Origin of the sequence: Sinomicrobium pectinilyticum (assembly GCF_003725735.1) — a bacterium.
Lineage (GTDB): Bacteria > Bacteroidota > Bacteroidia > Flavobacteriales > Flavobacteriaceae > Sinomicrobium > Sinomicrobium pectinilyticum.
Map to the genome: position 1 here is coordinate 1 of NZ_RJTM01000155.1, position 14,142 is coordinate 14,142.

A 14,142-nucleotide genomic window follows, 5' to 3' on the forward strand; every position below is an offset into this window, starting at 1 on the left:
GGACTCTTCGATCAGGTTGGTGATACTTTTGTAAACATCGCCTTCCTTATTAGTGATCTGTTTGATAATATCAGAAGGAACATCGATCAGAGTGACCGTGTTGTCTTCACTGGTATAGGTATAGGTGCCGTTACCTTCGTCTACCAAGGTAGTCACGGTCTCGTTCAGGCGGATCAACTCTTCCAAGTTGATCTCCTGCGTGGTGCCGCTCTCGTCCAAGTAGGTAAAGCTGTTATTTTCCGAATTAAAAATAACAATGTTGTCCGGCACGTCTCCGTTGATCACATCTTCTGCCGACACCACCCGGCGCCAGCGCCCGTCATACCAATAGTAATAGCCGGGTTTAACATCGGCAGTATCAGCCGTGTTAAACACTAGTAAACTCTCCACATTACCATTGGCAATTGTAGTCTGGTCTACGATTCCGTTAAGGGCAACCCTGGGAATCAGCACCCCTTTATCTTCCGCTACAACATCCAATTGAGCAGAGTTATCCGGTATGGAAGTACCAATCCCTACCTGGGCATGACCATAAAAGCTTGCTACCAGAAAAAAAGCTAAGGCGTAGATTTTTCTCATAAGTTTAGATTCAAATTAGTTTTTAGAACAATTAATATTTAGATTACGCACACAAAAAAGCCTCAACCAAAACAACAGGGATGAGGGACTCTTATCTTTACTACACAAAATCCCCCAACCAGATTAAGTCCGGATTCAGGTTCAGATTTGGGTATCAAATACAAGTTTATAGCCTCCTTGTAACTACATTATACCCAAAAGGCAAAAACGGGTGACAAAAATTAACTTGAAATTTCAGGGGAAAGTTGAGCGGTATAAAAAAGTACCGGGAAGCAGGACTGTAAACAGGCAGGTCACCGCCCGGTACACACCTGGTATTACCGACTATTAAAAAGGGCATAGACCTCAGGAGGCTAAGGAGTTAGAATCTCCTTGAAGTGTGGCTATAGGTAAGAAAAGAGGCTATGCCCTATGCTGTATACTATAAATATTAACCTTTCTTTATTTTGTTTGATTCCTGTGAAAATTTATTTATCGGTATGACTAAAATTTCATTTTTAATATCGATACTTACATAAATATTATCCATGGCCACTATCTCTCCTTCAACTCCGTTTTCCAACGTTACATACTGCCCTACTTTAAAATACTTCTTTGTATAGAAGGTTTGCAATAACTGGCCGACAATATTTTTAGACCCGAGGCCCAATGCCAAAGTAACAATTAACAGGCAGGCTCCTAAAATAATGGTGATATTATTCGTAATTACCGTAGTATCTACTCCTGCCTGATTCAGGGCTGTGACTGATATTATTATCAATATGATAAAATAAGAGACCTGACTTATAAACCTGCCCCCTGCCAAATTAACAGTCCCGGAAAGAGAGAGCATACCTTGTTTGACAAAGCCTGCAATATAAAGGCCTGCAATAAAAATGGCAATACCACTGAAAAGTTTGGGTAAATAAGCCAGCAATTTGGTGACTTCCACAGAAATGGAATCCCAGCCTAAAACATTAAATACAACAGATAAGATAACGATATAAAATGTATACTTGATCACAGACAAAATAGCCCTGGTCATATTTATTTCCGAAGGTATACCATTTAAAAAGGTTTTTTGTTTCAGCTTCCTAAATTTACCTTCCAGGTCAATAACTTTCAAAAACCGTTTTATAAGGAATAGCATAAGCTTTGTCAATAGCCAGCCAAACACTAAAATGAGTAATGCTCCCAAAATGTTCGGCAGAATCTGGGCTATTTTTGATGTTATATCATTAAGCGAACTTAAAGTTATATCTGTCCAATTATTGATCGTCTGATTCATCTTCATCTGTGTTTTTAGTTTTAAATAAACTTGAAATTGTATCTGTATAATTACTTGTAAAAAGTGAGGAGAAATCTCTTAAAAGCTCTATTAATTCCACACTGTTCATCACATTTTCCTTTGTGTCTTCCGGAACTTTTCTTAGAGGGCCTCCTATTTTTTTAAAAGGATTTTCTTTTTTCATGTGTTTTTTTTATTTTTTTTCCAATGGTCACATGGAACCTCCAACTAATTGCCGGGAAGATTCGACAATAAAAACAATCATGCGTCGTTGTACTTTAAAGATTATTTTAATCATGTCGGTTTCATTTTTACAAATTGCTTTTATACATATCCACAAGCCTGTACTTTGCCCTTTTCAACCGCATTTTAACCGCGCTTTCCCCGATTTTTAAATTCTCAGCTAATTCTTTTATCGCAACATCGTCTCTATATTTTAACAATAAGATCATTCTATCTTCTGGTGTAATAAGATTAAGGGCTTTTTCCAATCCGGATACCCTCATACTATAAAGGTTCTCATCACTAATCTCTATTTTAAGCTCATTGATATTGTCAATATTTTCGGAAAGTTTTTCTATTCTTTTTGCCTTATTCCTGTTGATATAATTAACACAAAACCTATAAGCCAAAGTATACAGCCAACTTTTGAAACTTACATTTTCAGTAAAAGTGTGCAATTTTAAATAGGCTTTTATGAAAATGTCCTGGGTCAGATCTTTGGCCTCAGCATCCGTATCGCAAAAACTGTAACAGCGATGGTATATTAAATCTGCATACCTGTCGTATATTATAGCATACAGGTTTTTCTCCTTATAGTTTACAATACGTTTCACTATTTCGAAATCCGATTCCTTATCTGTCTTTGTGTTTGCCAACTTTGATCTATGCATTTTAAAAATAACAGAATTGCAAAGTGTAGTCATTGCATATCCGTGAGAATAATAGTCCGCGATACTTTCAAAACCTTATTTTCTGCTATGCACTTCTGTTAAACCGGCAGATTGTACAATCGAAAACTTCGTAAAATTGTTGTGAAATACAAGCCGGATCTCTTCCGTGCTTTCACTTCGGTTAACAAGCAGTTCAAAAGTTGCGCGCCCTACAAACTCCCAGGTACCGTTAAGGACTGCCGCTTTTTGGCAATTATTTAAATCATCCCCGGCAAAGCTGGTCAAAGTATATGTTCCATTATTGAAAAACCTGTACTCTAACTGTCCATTACACTTAATATCTTCTATCAGATCACTATTTTCCACATAGTAATCCAAATCCCAGAAACCAATGATAACTCCTGTTATTCTATTTCCCCCGTCATCATCTTCAGTACACGAAACGATTACGAAAGCAATCATAATAATCATATTGTTTATAATTATTTTTTTTACCATGCCGAATAATTTTGACTTTTAATAAAATTTAAGAAACTATATGAGTTTTATTCTTTATTTACTCTCTTGTATTATATATATTACAAAAACGAAAAACGGGTGACTAAGAGGCTGTCCGAATTTTATCTCTTCAGCAAGCCAGGAACATCGGTTAAAATCAAGTTTGTACCCCACGGATACTGGTTATACTTAAAAAAGCTCCTGTTCGTATAGTCTATGTTTTTACTCTTTTTCACTTAATGAAACACCTTCTTAAAAAAAAAGTCACTCCATGTGACCAAAAAAAGATTTTGGTGTTATTGGATTATTGGAATACAGATAATTCAAAAGAAAATAAACAGCGGGGCAATACGATATGATTCTTGAAAGCAAAATAGATTTGTTGAGAACTCTTATTTACAATAAAAATTTATTGGACGCAGAAAATCGGGCTGGTGATAATACTTCCGGTATGAATGAGATCCCTCCCTGATAACTTGTAATAACCGAATTACATTTACTTAAACTCTAATGATTGACCTACTTATCATTCTTTGTGTCCTTTGTGGCCGACATTTAACCATGGAGGCTGCAAAGGTTTACACAAGGTTTACGGAGAGGCAGGATCAGATCAAAAATTATTTTTAAAAACGGAAGGAGAATCCGTGACCATGGTCATCAATTCTTCAAAATTAAATCGAGTAAAAATATAATAAGACAATTATGATGAAAACTTCATTGCGAAAATTAGGAGCCGGCCTTCTGGCCATAACCCTTCTTACAACAGGGTGTGACGCCGTCAGGAATGCCAGTAACAGGGACAAAGGAACCGCGATAGGGGCTTCCGGAGGGGCTGCCATTGGCGGTATTATAGGAAATAATGTAGGGGATAAAAAGAACTCTGTCCTCGGAGCCCTTATCGGGGCTGTTGTAGGGGGTGTTGCCGGAAGATATATCGGTAACCGTATGGACCGCCAGGCCGAACGTATCGAAGAAGAGATTCCCGGGGCGACAGTGACCCGGGCAGGAGAAGGGATCAATGTAACCTTCGACGAGAAAAGCGGGGTGTATTTTGCTACGAACAAATACAACCTTAATCCGGCATCTGCAGCAACCCTGAACAAACTTGCCGGTATTTTTAAGGAATACCCTCACACGCTTATTCTCGTGGAAGGACATACCGATAATACCGGAAGGGCAGAATATAATTCAGGCCTTTCCCGGCACAGGGCAGAATCTGTAACCGATTACCTCGTAAACCAGGGAATCTCCCCGGGCCGGTTTACCACCAAATGGTACGGTGAAGACCAACCCCGTTACGACAACAGCACAGCAAATGGCAGGGCCAAAAACCGAAGAGTAGAGATCGCTATTATAGCCGATGAAAAGCTGAAGGAAGAAGCCAGGAAGAATGCACACTAAACCACTTTGGATTTGAAAGTCGAGAGGTTAGAAATGGCAATGAAATTGCCAAAGTTATTGGGTTATTTGGTTATTTAGTCAATACTTAATAACTCAATAGCTTAATAACCTATTGTTGAAAGTTTATAGAAACTAAAGTAACTGTAATGGAATTACATCAACTTGATAATAAACAACAGACTCAGGTGATTAAAAGTATGTTTAAAAAAGATTGATTGAAGCCAAAAACACCCTTACGCCGGCTGGCTCATTCGCTAAAATAACTCAATAGGTTAATTTGTGAATTGAAAAAACCAAACCCCGAAAACTGGCCAAAGTGCCAAAAAACGGGGTTTTTCTTTTTTCAACAAAAAGTGTTTTCGAGTATAATTTTATTTACAAATCATCTCTTATCACATCTATACCAAGGGACGGGCCTTTCTCCGTCCTCGGTTGTAAAAACATTTTGTTATGATAATCAGCTATAACTATTCCTTAGTATAGGTTTCGCCGGAAAGGATTACGTTCTCTCCATAGAGTTCCTGTCCTATGGCCGACAGATACGAAGACGCGTTTTCCTGTTTCAGATCATACTGCAGGAAAATCCCGTAACCATCATCCATTGTCCGTCGGGCAAGGTTTGCCGCTTCAAGTGGATCATAAGGTTGTCGGTTGATCCAAACCGCTGCAGGGCCCAATCGGTTTTTATCCTCAAGTCCCGATATCCTAGGAGCACCATAACTACCATAATACGCCTGCCAACTGTAATCGATCAACTCACCAACACGGGTGCCATTCCATTCGGTATACTGGGCCGCTTCGCCAATATCATATAGGCTTATGATTTTATTTGGCATCAACTTACGTGTTTCCTGTACCAACATCACAAAAGAACTGTCATTTGCCACCGGTTGGCCGTTTGTACCGTATTTTGCCCATTCATCGTCAAAGTCGATTCCGTCCAGATCGTAATCTTCCACGGCCTTTCTCAATTGCTGGGCAAAGTCTTTTGCGGCGGCACGGCTGGTAAAATTGGCAAACCCTACACCTTGGTGGTTCCCCAATATTGACAGCAAGACTTTTATCCCCTTGTCCTGCAAAGGCTTGATGTATTTTTCTTTATTGTTCAATACCTCTGTTACATTGGGGTTATGGTAAAGCACTGTTTTTTTCCGGTCTGCATCATAATTGATGTTGGATGCAAAGATCATGGCCATGTCAAAATACTGTGCTCCGCTTTCTTCGAGTGTATATGACCCCACATTGAGCAGGTTATGGTTATTCACCTCCACATATACCACACTTAAAGGCCCGTCTTTAACGGCATTGCTGTCCGGTTCGGCTTCTCCAGGCTCGCCTCCCGCCAGAGGAAAATCACAACTCCCGAAAAGACCCGTAAAGATTACCAGTCCCAAAATCCATTTTGTTTTCATCATACAATTATTTAAGGTTATATATAATTCACTATACCGATTTTGAGGTTTTCTTCTAAAAGTCACCTCTCTTTAAAGTTTGGTTACATTTACCGCAGTTACCCCTATACCTGCTTTTCAATCTTCTACCACGGACTGTTGCCCCGGAAAAATTGTCTTTGTTAAGGCCCCATTGCTCCCGAAGATCCTACGGGTTCGGGAGCAGACACCTGTTTTGGTGTCCGCACGTCAGCCAGCCCCTTCGCTAAAAAGGTCTCCCGGACCTTTTTTATACGCCCGGCAATTATCGTCCCGAACTATCGGGACCAAAAACAAAATTTAGAAGACAGTTTCTTAGTATACCTCAATATTGGAGATCAGCGGACAGGCCCTGGCATCGGTGATGTTTACCCGTATTTGACTTGTGTTGAGCGGTCTAGTTTTAAGTATGCGCTTATAACCTATAGTGGTACCTTCGGCAATCTTTGTCCAGCTATTTCCCTGTCGGGCTTCTACAGTAAAGGATCTTACTCTTTGCCCCAGGGGGATATATTCCTGTATAAGGATATAAGAAACCGATTGTTCTTTCTCCAGGCCGATCTCCACGGATGCCGTGGTAACCCCATCATCCGTAGCCCAGTAGGTGCTTTTATTTCCATCAGTGACACAGGCAGCTGCATAATCGGGCAAGCCTCCCCGGTAAGCGGTGGCTGTTGCGGGGGCATTGGCAGCCAGATTGGTTCGGAAAGTATCGTCGATCAGTTTTCGCCAGGCCCTGAGGGCGGCCACATCGTTTTCGTGGATGAGGCCTCTCCGGTCCGGGGGAACGTTCAACAGCAGGTTGGAACCACGTCCTACGGAAGTGAGGTAAATCTCAAACAACCTTTCGGCAGATTTTACCAGGGAATCTTCCTCCTCGTGATAAAACCATCCCGGACGGATAGAGACATCCACTTCGCCAGGGATCCATTGGTTCCCATTCTCGGAACCTGTGTTCAGCAATTCATTGATCCCCTCCTTACCGGCATAGAGGGTATCGTTGGAGATGGTGTTCCAGTTGGTCTCTCCGGCCAGGCCTTTTTCATTACCAACCCAGCGGATATCCGGCCCGCCATCGCTGAAAAAGAGCACTTGGGGACAAGGTTGCAACTCGCGTACCAAGTCGAGAGTGGCAGGCCAGTTGTAATAGGTTTGTTTGTCGATGTTGCGGATTTCCTGGGTACCACCATAGTAACCGTCTCCGCCATTGGTGCCGTCAAACCACATTTCAAAGACAGGGCCGTAAGCGGTAAAAATTTCTTTAAGCTGGTTGCGGTAGTACTCGATATAGGAAGCTTCCCCGTAATCGGCCCGGTTCCGGTCCCAGGGAGAAAGGTAGACCCCGAATTTGAGCCCGTGACGTTTACAGGCTTCGGAAACTTCTTTGACCAGATCGCCCTTGCCGTCCTTGTAGGGACTGTTTTTTATGGAGTGTTCTGTATATTGGCTGGGCCACAGGCAAAAGCCGTCGTGGTGTTTCGCCGTTAGAATAACACCTTTGATCCCGGCCTCTTTCAGCGTAGTGATCCATTGGTCCACATCGGTTTCCGAAGGGTTGAAGATCGAAGGGTCTTCGTCGCCGTAACCCCACTCCTTCCCGGTAAAGGTATTGGTGGTAAAGTGAATAAAGGCATTGAGTTCCATCTCCTGCCAGGCCAGTTGGGTTTCCGAGGTTACAGGGCCTACGAGTTTGGGAGCAGAGATCTCTTTTGGTGTTGTATTACAAGAATGTAATATGAGGTTGATTGCTGTAAAAATGATTAGGTTTTTCATCTGTTCCTTTTTTTTAGCTCACTTATTTAACTCGTCTTGAGTTATTCTATTAGCTGCAAAATCAAATCCTCTGGTTTTTTAGTTTCTTCTCATTATCTAATACCCAGCGTTCTGGTCACTTTCCGTAATCTTGGCATTATTGTCAATTTCCTGTTGGGGGATTGGCACAAACTGGTGTCTGTCCGTATAGTAGTCCAAAGGCTCTTCTTTTAATTTTCCCTGGGCCCTCCATCTCAGGAGGTCCCTGTTCCTGACCTGTTCATTGGCCAGTTCTACCATTTTTTCATGCATGATAGCAGCAAATATCTCATCTTTGGTCCCCGTTGGGTATTTTGATGTTGGGTATAAAGGCATGTTTACCGAGGGCCTTTGTCTTATCATGTTCAGGTATTCCACACTCTTATTCTGATCTCCGGCCTCCAGTTCGCATTCAGCAAGGTTTAAAAGCACTTCCGCATACCGGATCACCCTGTGGTTGATGCCGGATTCGTAATATCCGCCGGGATTCACTTTATACATAGCGGAATGCTTTCTCCAGCTTATTTTCATTTCCTTACCGTTATATATCAGCGCACTTCCCTTGATATTACTACTTTCGATGACCTCCGTTCCGTTATTGAAGGTATCGCCCACGAAATAGAGGTTTTTATCCATGCGGGGATCTCTCTTCTCAGCCCCGTTTTCCGGTCTTTCAAATTCATCCAGCATTTTTTGGGAAGGGATAATATTTCTCCAGCCATAGGCCGAATATTCCTGGGAATGGATGCTGGCTTCATTACCTGTTCCGTCCCCGGTGTCTGACCAGTCATAAGCCCCTATTTTTGCAAAGCCGATCTCCCACACCGATTCGCTGTTGTATTCGTTCTCTTCCTGGAAATTATCATCGTATTCATCCACCAGCGCGTAATTTCCCGAAGCTACGATTTGATCTAAAGCATCTTTGGCTTTGGTATAATCTCCTGTGAACATATATACCCGCCCCAATAAGGCCAGGGCTGTGCCTTTGGACATCCGTCCGTCTTCATTTTTGCTGAAACTGAGACCTTCGGAAGCTATCGTAAGGTCTTCGACAGCCTGGCCCAGGACTTCTCCCCGGGAACTCAAGGGATTGGTTTCCGAAAAATCGGTGACATAAGTGAGGTATATGGGGGCCCTCCCCCAGATTGTTCCCAACTCGTAATAAGCCCACCCCCGTGCACAACGTGCTTCCGCAATGATCTTTTTCCGGATGCTTTCATCCACTTCCGTTGCTTCAGGAACTTTATTAATAATAATGTTTGCCCGGTGAATGACCTGGTATAACCCTCTCCACATGCCCGTATTGACCGGATTGGAAGCATCGTGAGCGCCGTTGAGCACCTGGTTGAATTCAGCGGCCAATTGCCCTCCGCCCGAACTTACCTCATCGGCCCTTATATCGTTAAAGAACCAATAATACCTAGAAAACAGGTTGCCTCCGGACATAACACCATACATAGCATATAAGCCCGAATTCAATTCACTTTCATTCTGGTAGTACGTGTCCACGGCCAACTGGTTCGGATCGGTCTTGTCCAGATCGTCATAGCTACATGCACCGACTGTAAAAAGCAAGGTGATTGTGAGAAATGTGGCGATTATTTTTTTCATCTGTCTAAACTTTTTTTTGAACTGTTAACCTTTGATTTAGAACTTGGCATTCAATCCGATAAGGAAGGTGCTGGGTCTGGGGTATTGTCCGTAATCAATACCTTGAGTCAGTAAATTGCTGTTTCTCGATCCGATCTCGGGATCGTAACCCGAATAATCGGTAATGGTTAACAGGTTGCTCCCCGAAAGATAAAATTCGAGCCCGGAAATAAACCTGTTGCCATTGCGCGACAGCCATTCTTCGGGTATTCTGTACCCGATCTTAACGGTTTGTAACCGCAGATAGGATCCGTCTTCGATAAATCGATCCGAAGTACGTGTATTCCCGTTGGGGTCCGCATTGATCATACGGGGGATGTTAGTATCCGTATTTTGTAGTGTCCAGGCATCCAGAACGGCAACATCGGCATTGAATAACCGGAGTCCGCCTTCCCGGTATACTTTAGCAGCATTATATACATCATTGCCCTGAACGCCATTCCAGAACATATTAAAGAAGAAGTTCTTATAGTCGGCATTAAAGTTGATCCCGTAGGTGAAGTCAGGTATAAAATTACCGATGATAGCCCTGTCTTCAGGAGTGATAGTGCCATCGTCGTTATTGTCTTTAAAGATCAGGTCTCCGGGGGCTGCATTTTCCTGGTAGGGCGTATTGGGATTCCTGCTGTTATAGTCGTCAATCTGGGCCTGGCTCCGGAATATACCTTCCACCTGCCATCCGTAAAACTGCTGTATCGGGTCTCCGACCGATGTACGGGTAATATCAAAGCCGCCAGTATCTGAGTTCTGCCCGGCAAAGAGTGTTGAAGTTTCCGTAGCCATGCTGACAATATTGTTTCGGTATAAGCTCAGGTTGGCCGAAACATCCCATTTGAATTCGTTATCGTAGTTTGAATAGTAAGTTCCCTGAAATTCAAGGCCCCAGTTTTTCATCCCCCCGATATTGGCCAGTGTGCTCCCGGCATACCCGGCGGAAGAAGGAAGGGGGACGGCAAGTATTAAGTTGTCGGTCTTCCTGTTGTACCATTCGGCAGAAAATTGCATCCTGTTATTGAAAAGACCTATATCCACACCGGCATTGACCATGGTAGTGACTTCCCATTCCAGTTCGCCATTGGCAAGTTTGTCGAAATAAGCCCCTTGGAATACTTCATCGCCAAACAGTGCCGTGGTATTTTTCTGAATCCCCGCCTGGCTTTCGTAATCTCCGATACCTTCAAAACCTACTTTTCCCCAGCTTCCGCGGAGTTTTAGCTCAGAGATCCCGGAGTTTGCCATAAACGATTCTTCAGCTATATTCCAGCCCGCAGAGATTCCCGGGAATGACTGCCATTTTTTACCCCCGGCAAATCTGGAAGAACCGTCTCTCCGGATCGAGGCACTGAACAAGTAACGCCCGTCAAAGTCATAATTGAGACGGCTGGCATAGGAATAAATGGTATTTGCACCTTTGGAACTGTTCAGGATCGGGTCTGTGGCACCGGTAAGGATATCCAGTTTATTGTTGTCGAGACGGCCGGAGCCGCTCAGGCTACTGTATTTATTATCTTGTCTTTCGGCTATGGCTATCACATCAACATTGTGATCTCCAAAAGATCTTTTATAGCTCAACTGGTTAGAAAAATAAGTTCCTGTTGACGTATCCCTCGTATCTGTGACCTCCTTTTTTTCCCGGCCCCTGAAACCGTCAAAATAAATAGGTAAAATAATGCTGTTCCTGTTGTAGGACCAATCTACCCCTGCAATAAATTTGTATTTCAGGTCATCGGTAATATCAACGCCTATCGAGGCCGTACCGAAGATCCTTACATTCCTGTCGGTATTGCGGTCCATCAATGCGGCACGGACCGGATTATCCGGGTCTGTTGCGTCGGCGGCATCCGGCGCCCGGTACCCTCCGTTTACGGTTGGGTCGTAGATGGGGATATAGGGAACTCCCCTAATGGTATGTTGTATTAACGACCTGCCTCCCGAAACGGCTTCATTTCGCCTGTTGCCTGTGGACACGGTAAGGGTCTGGCCGATATGGACCCTGTCATAGATATCATGATCCGAATTGATCCTTACGTTATAGCGTTTATATCCTGTTCCGATGATACTACCCTCCTGCTTAAAATATCCGAAAGACGAAAAGAACCTGGATTTTTCCCCGCCCCCTCTAAGGCCCAGGTAGTGATTGGTTGTGAAACCATCCCTGAATAATGCATCCTGGTAATCAGTATCCGTCTGTGCATAGGTCTGACCGGCTCCCTGGTAGATGGGTTTATCCATGTTATCCCACCTGCTGGGGAAAGGTGCTCCGGCGTTTCCAAGGAGCATTTTCCCATATTGCATGTACTGTTCGCGGTTCAGCAAATTCAATCTTTTAGTGACCCGTGAAAAACCGGCATATGAGCGAAGTTCCACATCCGGTTTTTCGGTATAGCTTCCTTTCTTGGTCGTTATCAAAACCACCCCGTTAGCCGCCCTTGATCCGTATATGGCGGCTGCACTGGCATCTTTTAAGACCGAAATAGATGCTATATCATTATTGTCAAAATCTTTTAATGACCCCGCAGGATAACCGTCTACCACATACAGTGGATCGGCTGGAAAACTGACTGAGCCGATCCCCCTGATACGGACGATGGGATCCGTTCCCGGAGCACCATTATTCGTGACCTGCACGCCCGGCATACGCCCCTGCATGGCTTCGGTAAAACTGGGAGCGGGAAGTGCAGTGACTTCTTCAGACGAAATGGACGAAACCGCCCCAGTTACCGCTCCTTTCTTCTGGTTCCCGTATCCGATGACAACTACCTGTTCCAACTGGCTGGCCGATTCTTCCAGGCTTACATCTACAGAAGACGTTCCGTTTACAGGTTCTTCTACTGTGGTGAACCCCAGGTAACTGAATACCAGTGTTGCATCTGAGGGGACTTCTATAGAATAATTTCCGTCAAAATCAGTCTCAGTCCCCGTGGTTGTGCCTTTAACTACAACCGATGCACCCGGCAAAGGAGTGCCACTTTTATCAGTGACCGTACCAGTGACTGTCTCTTGAACTTCATCCTGCACAATCAGGGTATTGCTGTTCGATGTTTTTGCTGCCACGTGATAGAACATACACAACAATAACATAATCACTGAAAATAAGCGTAAAGATTTAAGCTCTCTTACAGATATAAAATGAGTTTTCCGGCGCATAATTTTTCTTGTCATTTAGTGGTTTTAACGTGAATAATGTTGAAGAAACTGTTCGGGTTTTCCATGATCTCCCCGAGATATACGTGACCCGAACCATAAATTATGACCGTGATCTTGTCCATGACCGCATCTTCCATTACAGATATTACAAATGGGCAAAAACAAGTGATAAAAATCAACCCAGAAGTTTCAACAGCAAAACAGCCAGGTCAACTTCCTAATTTCCGTAGCTACTGTTTTTCAGGCCATCCGGGCAAATCCTGATTTGTTGTCCGTAAAGCGTATCAAATACATCTGTAAGATAATTTCCGCCATTGGAATTGTATTTCAATTCAAAGAACATAAGAACCCCCAGGTCATTATCTATCACATATTCGGCGGCCTTAACAGCACTGACTTTTGGGGTGCTGTTCGCACCGGCATCCGGGTTTACCGCAATACCCTCTCCCAGTTGCGATTTGGAGAACCCGTTATCCAGGTAATTATTTATTTCGGCTTTCGAAACTGCCCAGTAAGACATGGTCCACCCATAATCGAGCAGGTCGGAAAGCTTTTTACCATTATACTTATATGAGAGGTCTTCCCGGGCCCCATGCCCGTAAACGCCCAGGGCTTTGGCTATAATCTTATCAGGCATAGCTTTCCGAATGGCATGACAGGCCCATATTAATGACCTGTTGTTGCTCTGATCGGGACATTTGGAATACTCATCGTCAATCTCAATACCATCAAGTCCGTACCTTTCCACCACGTCCCTGACCCTTGCGGCATAGGCTTTGGCATCTTCATAACTTTCAAAACAGGACCAGCCTGCCTCGTCCCAATTTCCCAGAATGCTCAGCAACACCTTGATCCCGGCTTCCTGGAGTTGTCTTACATGAGTAATATTATTTTCCAGGAGATTAGTCACAGCAGGATTTAATCTCACTTCGGCCTTCCCTTCGGCATCCAAATTGATATTCCCGGCAAATATGACCGCTATATCAAAGGCCGGGCTTCCGTCTTCCATACGAATGCAGTCTACATTGGTCAGCAGGCTGTTTTTAGTTTCTATGTATACTACACTTAAAGGTGACCTGGGTTTGCTCTCCTCAACAATAGTATCGTTCTCTTTTTCCTTAACGATAGTATCCTTTTCCCGGTTAACTTCCGGGTTCTTCATCAAATCATCATTATTACAGGCTACTAATGTGGCTAATACTACTCCGGTACTCATCAAAAGATGCAGTATCTTTCTTAAAAAAAGACTGGTTGTTTTCATAGTGTATATTTTCTATTATTTTTTCAATGGTCCTATGGAGCACCCATATTTATGCCTGTTTGTGTTAAAGGAAACTTTAGCATGGGTATTTCATTTATTTTTTATTGCTTTTATTTACCTGTTTAGAATCTGTCTAAGTTTTATCCTACAACAAGAATCTTCTTATCCTTTATCTGAAAACTCACCCCGCCTACACGCTCTATCTTCTCCAGCAAAACGGTGACA

11 protein-coding genes and 1 pseudogene are annotated in these 14,142 nt (G+C 43.3%); 1 reads left to right on the plus strand and 11 read right to left on the minus strand.

Going from position 1 to position 14,142, the window contains the following annotated elements; translation table 11 throughout:
* From ED312_RS20360 to ED312_RS20380, 5 genes and pseudogenes are all read right to left on the minus strand, one after another.
* Positions 1 to 579, minus strand: a pseudogene (locus ED312_RS20360) (hypothetical protein); the annotation flags it as partial.
* A 430-nt stretch (positions 580 to 1,009) separates the two neighbouring features.
* Positions 1,010 to 1,846 (minus strand): mechanosensitive ion channel family protein, encoded by an 837-nt coding sequence (locus tag ED312_RS20365; RefSeq protein ID WP_170164580.1) that lies wholly within the window; start codon positions 1,844 to 1,846, stop codon positions 1,010 to 1,012.
* Positions 1,827 to 2,030: a hypothetical protein gene (locus tag ED312_RS20370; protein WP_123217867.1), complete on the minus strand. Its 204-nt coding sequence runs from the start codon at positions 2,028 to 2,030 to the stop codon at positions 1,827 to 1,829. Before ED312_RS20370 ends, ED312_RS20365 begins: the two co-directional genes overlap by 20 nt.
* A gap of 127 nt (positions 2,031 to 2,157) precedes the next feature.
* Positions 2,158 to 2,682, minus strand: coding sequence for an RNA polymerase sigma factor (locus tag ED312_RS20375; RefSeq protein WP_170164581.1), 525 nt, complete (start codon positions 2,680 to 2,682; stop codon positions 2,158 to 2,160).
* Positions 2,683 to 2,814: 132 nt separating this feature from the next.
* Positions 2,815 to 3,237: a hypothetical protein gene (locus ED312_RS20380; protein ID WP_123217869.1), complete on the minus strand. Its 423-nt coding sequence runs from the start codon at positions 3,235 to 3,237 to the stop codon at positions 2,815 to 2,817.
* A gap of 705 nt (positions 3,238 to 3,942) precedes the next feature.
* Between ED312_RS20380 and ED312_RS20385 the strand changes: the two genes are divergently transcribed.
* Positions 3,943 to 4,638 carry an OmpA family protein gene (locus tag ED312_RS20385; protein WP_123217875.1) on the plus strand — a complete coding sequence of 232 codons (696 nt, stop codon included), beginning with the start codon at positions 3,943 to 3,945 and terminating at the stop codon, positions 4,636 to 4,638.
* Between the two features lie 467 nt (positions 4,639 to 5,105).
* Here ED312_RS20385 and ED312_RS20390 read toward each other — a convergent pair whose 3' ends face one another.
* The 6 genes from ED312_RS20390 to ED312_RS20410 form a co-directional block, all read right to left on the minus strand.
* On the minus strand, positions 5,106 to 6,053 hold the full coding sequence (locus ED312_RS20390) for an endo-beta-N-acetylglucosaminidase H (protein WP_206363292.1): 948 nt from the start codon (positions 6,051 to 6,053) through the stop codon (positions 5,106 to 5,108).
* A 330-nt stretch (positions 6,054 to 6,383) separates the two neighbouring features.
* Positions 6,384 to 7,841: an alpha-L-fucosidase gene (locus ED312_RS20395; protein WP_123217871.1), complete on the minus strand. Its 1,458-nt coding sequence runs from the start codon at positions 7,839 to 7,841 to the stop codon at positions 6,384 to 6,386.
* 96 nt (positions 7,842 to 7,937) lie between these two features.
* On the minus strand, positions 7,938 to 9,470 hold the full coding sequence (locus ED312_RS20400; protein WP_123217872.1) for a RagB/SusD family nutrient uptake outer membrane protein: 1,533 nt from the start codon (positions 9,468 to 9,470) through the stop codon (positions 7,938 to 7,940).
* Between the two features lie 36 nt (positions 9,471 to 9,506).
* Positions 9,507 to 12,590: a SusC/RagA family TonB-linked outer membrane protein gene (locus tag ED312_RS20405; protein WP_170164582.1), complete on the minus strand. Its 3,084-nt coding sequence runs from the start codon at positions 12,588 to 12,590 to the stop codon at positions 9,507 to 9,509.
* 77 nt (positions 12,591 to 12,667) lie between these two features.
* On the minus strand, positions 12,668 to 12,793 hold the full coding sequence (locus tag ED312_RS24385; RefSeq protein ID WP_262707140.1) for a hypothetical protein: 126 nt from the start codon (positions 12,791 to 12,793) through the stop codon (positions 12,668 to 12,670).
* A gap of 80 nt (positions 12,794 to 12,873) precedes the next feature.
* Positions 12,874 to 13,917 carry a glycosyl hydrolase family 18 protein gene (locus tag ED312_RS20410; protein WP_123217874.1) on the minus strand — a complete coding sequence of 348 codons (1,044 nt, stop codon included), beginning with the start codon at positions 13,915 to 13,917 and terminating at the stop codon, positions 12,874 to 12,876.
* Positions 13,918 to 14,142: the final 225 nt, after the last annotated feature.

What these genes read in the sequence shown, in the direction of transcription:
- ED312_RS20370 (WP_123217867.1), bottom strand. Translation starts at nt 2,030, where the DNA reads ATGAAAAAAGAAAATCCTTTTAAAAAAATAGGAGGCCCTCTAAGAAAA.
- ED312_RS20365 (WP_170164580.1), bottom strand. Translation starts at nt 1,846, where the DNA reads ATGAATCAGACGATCAATAATTGGACAGATATAACTTTAAGTTCGCTT.
- ED312_RS20405 (WP_170164582.1), bottom strand. Translation starts at nt 12,590, where the DNA reads ATGTTATTGTTGTGTATGTTCTATCACGTGGCAGCAAAAACATCGAAC.
- ED312_RS20400 (WP_123217872.1), bottom strand. Translation starts at nt 9,470, where the DNA reads ATGAAAAAAATAATCGCCACATTTCTCACAATCACCTTGCTTTTTACA.
- ED312_RS20410 (WP_123217874.1), bottom strand. Translation starts at nt 13,917, where the DNA reads ATGAAAACAACCAGTCTTTTTTTAAGAAAGATACTGCATCTTTTGATG.
- ED312_RS20390 (WP_206363292.1), bottom strand. Translation starts at nt 6,053, where the DNA reads ATGATGAAAACAAAATGGATTTTGGGACTGGTAATCTTTACGGGTCTT.
- ED312_RS24385 (WP_262707140.1), bottom strand. Translation starts at nt 12,793, where the DNA reads ATGGAAGATGCGGTCATGGACAAGATCACGGTCATAATTTATGGTTCG.
- ED312_RS20395 (WP_123217871.1), bottom strand. Translation starts at nt 7,841, where the DNA reads ATGAAAAACCTAATCATTTTTACAGCAATCAACCTCATATTACATTCT.
- ED312_RS20380 (WP_123217869.1), bottom strand. Translation starts at nt 3,237, where the DNA reads ATGGTAAAAAAAATAATTATAAACAATATGATTATTATGATTGCTTTC.
- ED312_RS20385 (WP_123217875.1), top strand. Translation starts at nt 3,943, where the DNA reads ATGAAAACTTCATTGCGAAAATTAGGAGCCGGCCTTCTGGCCATAACC.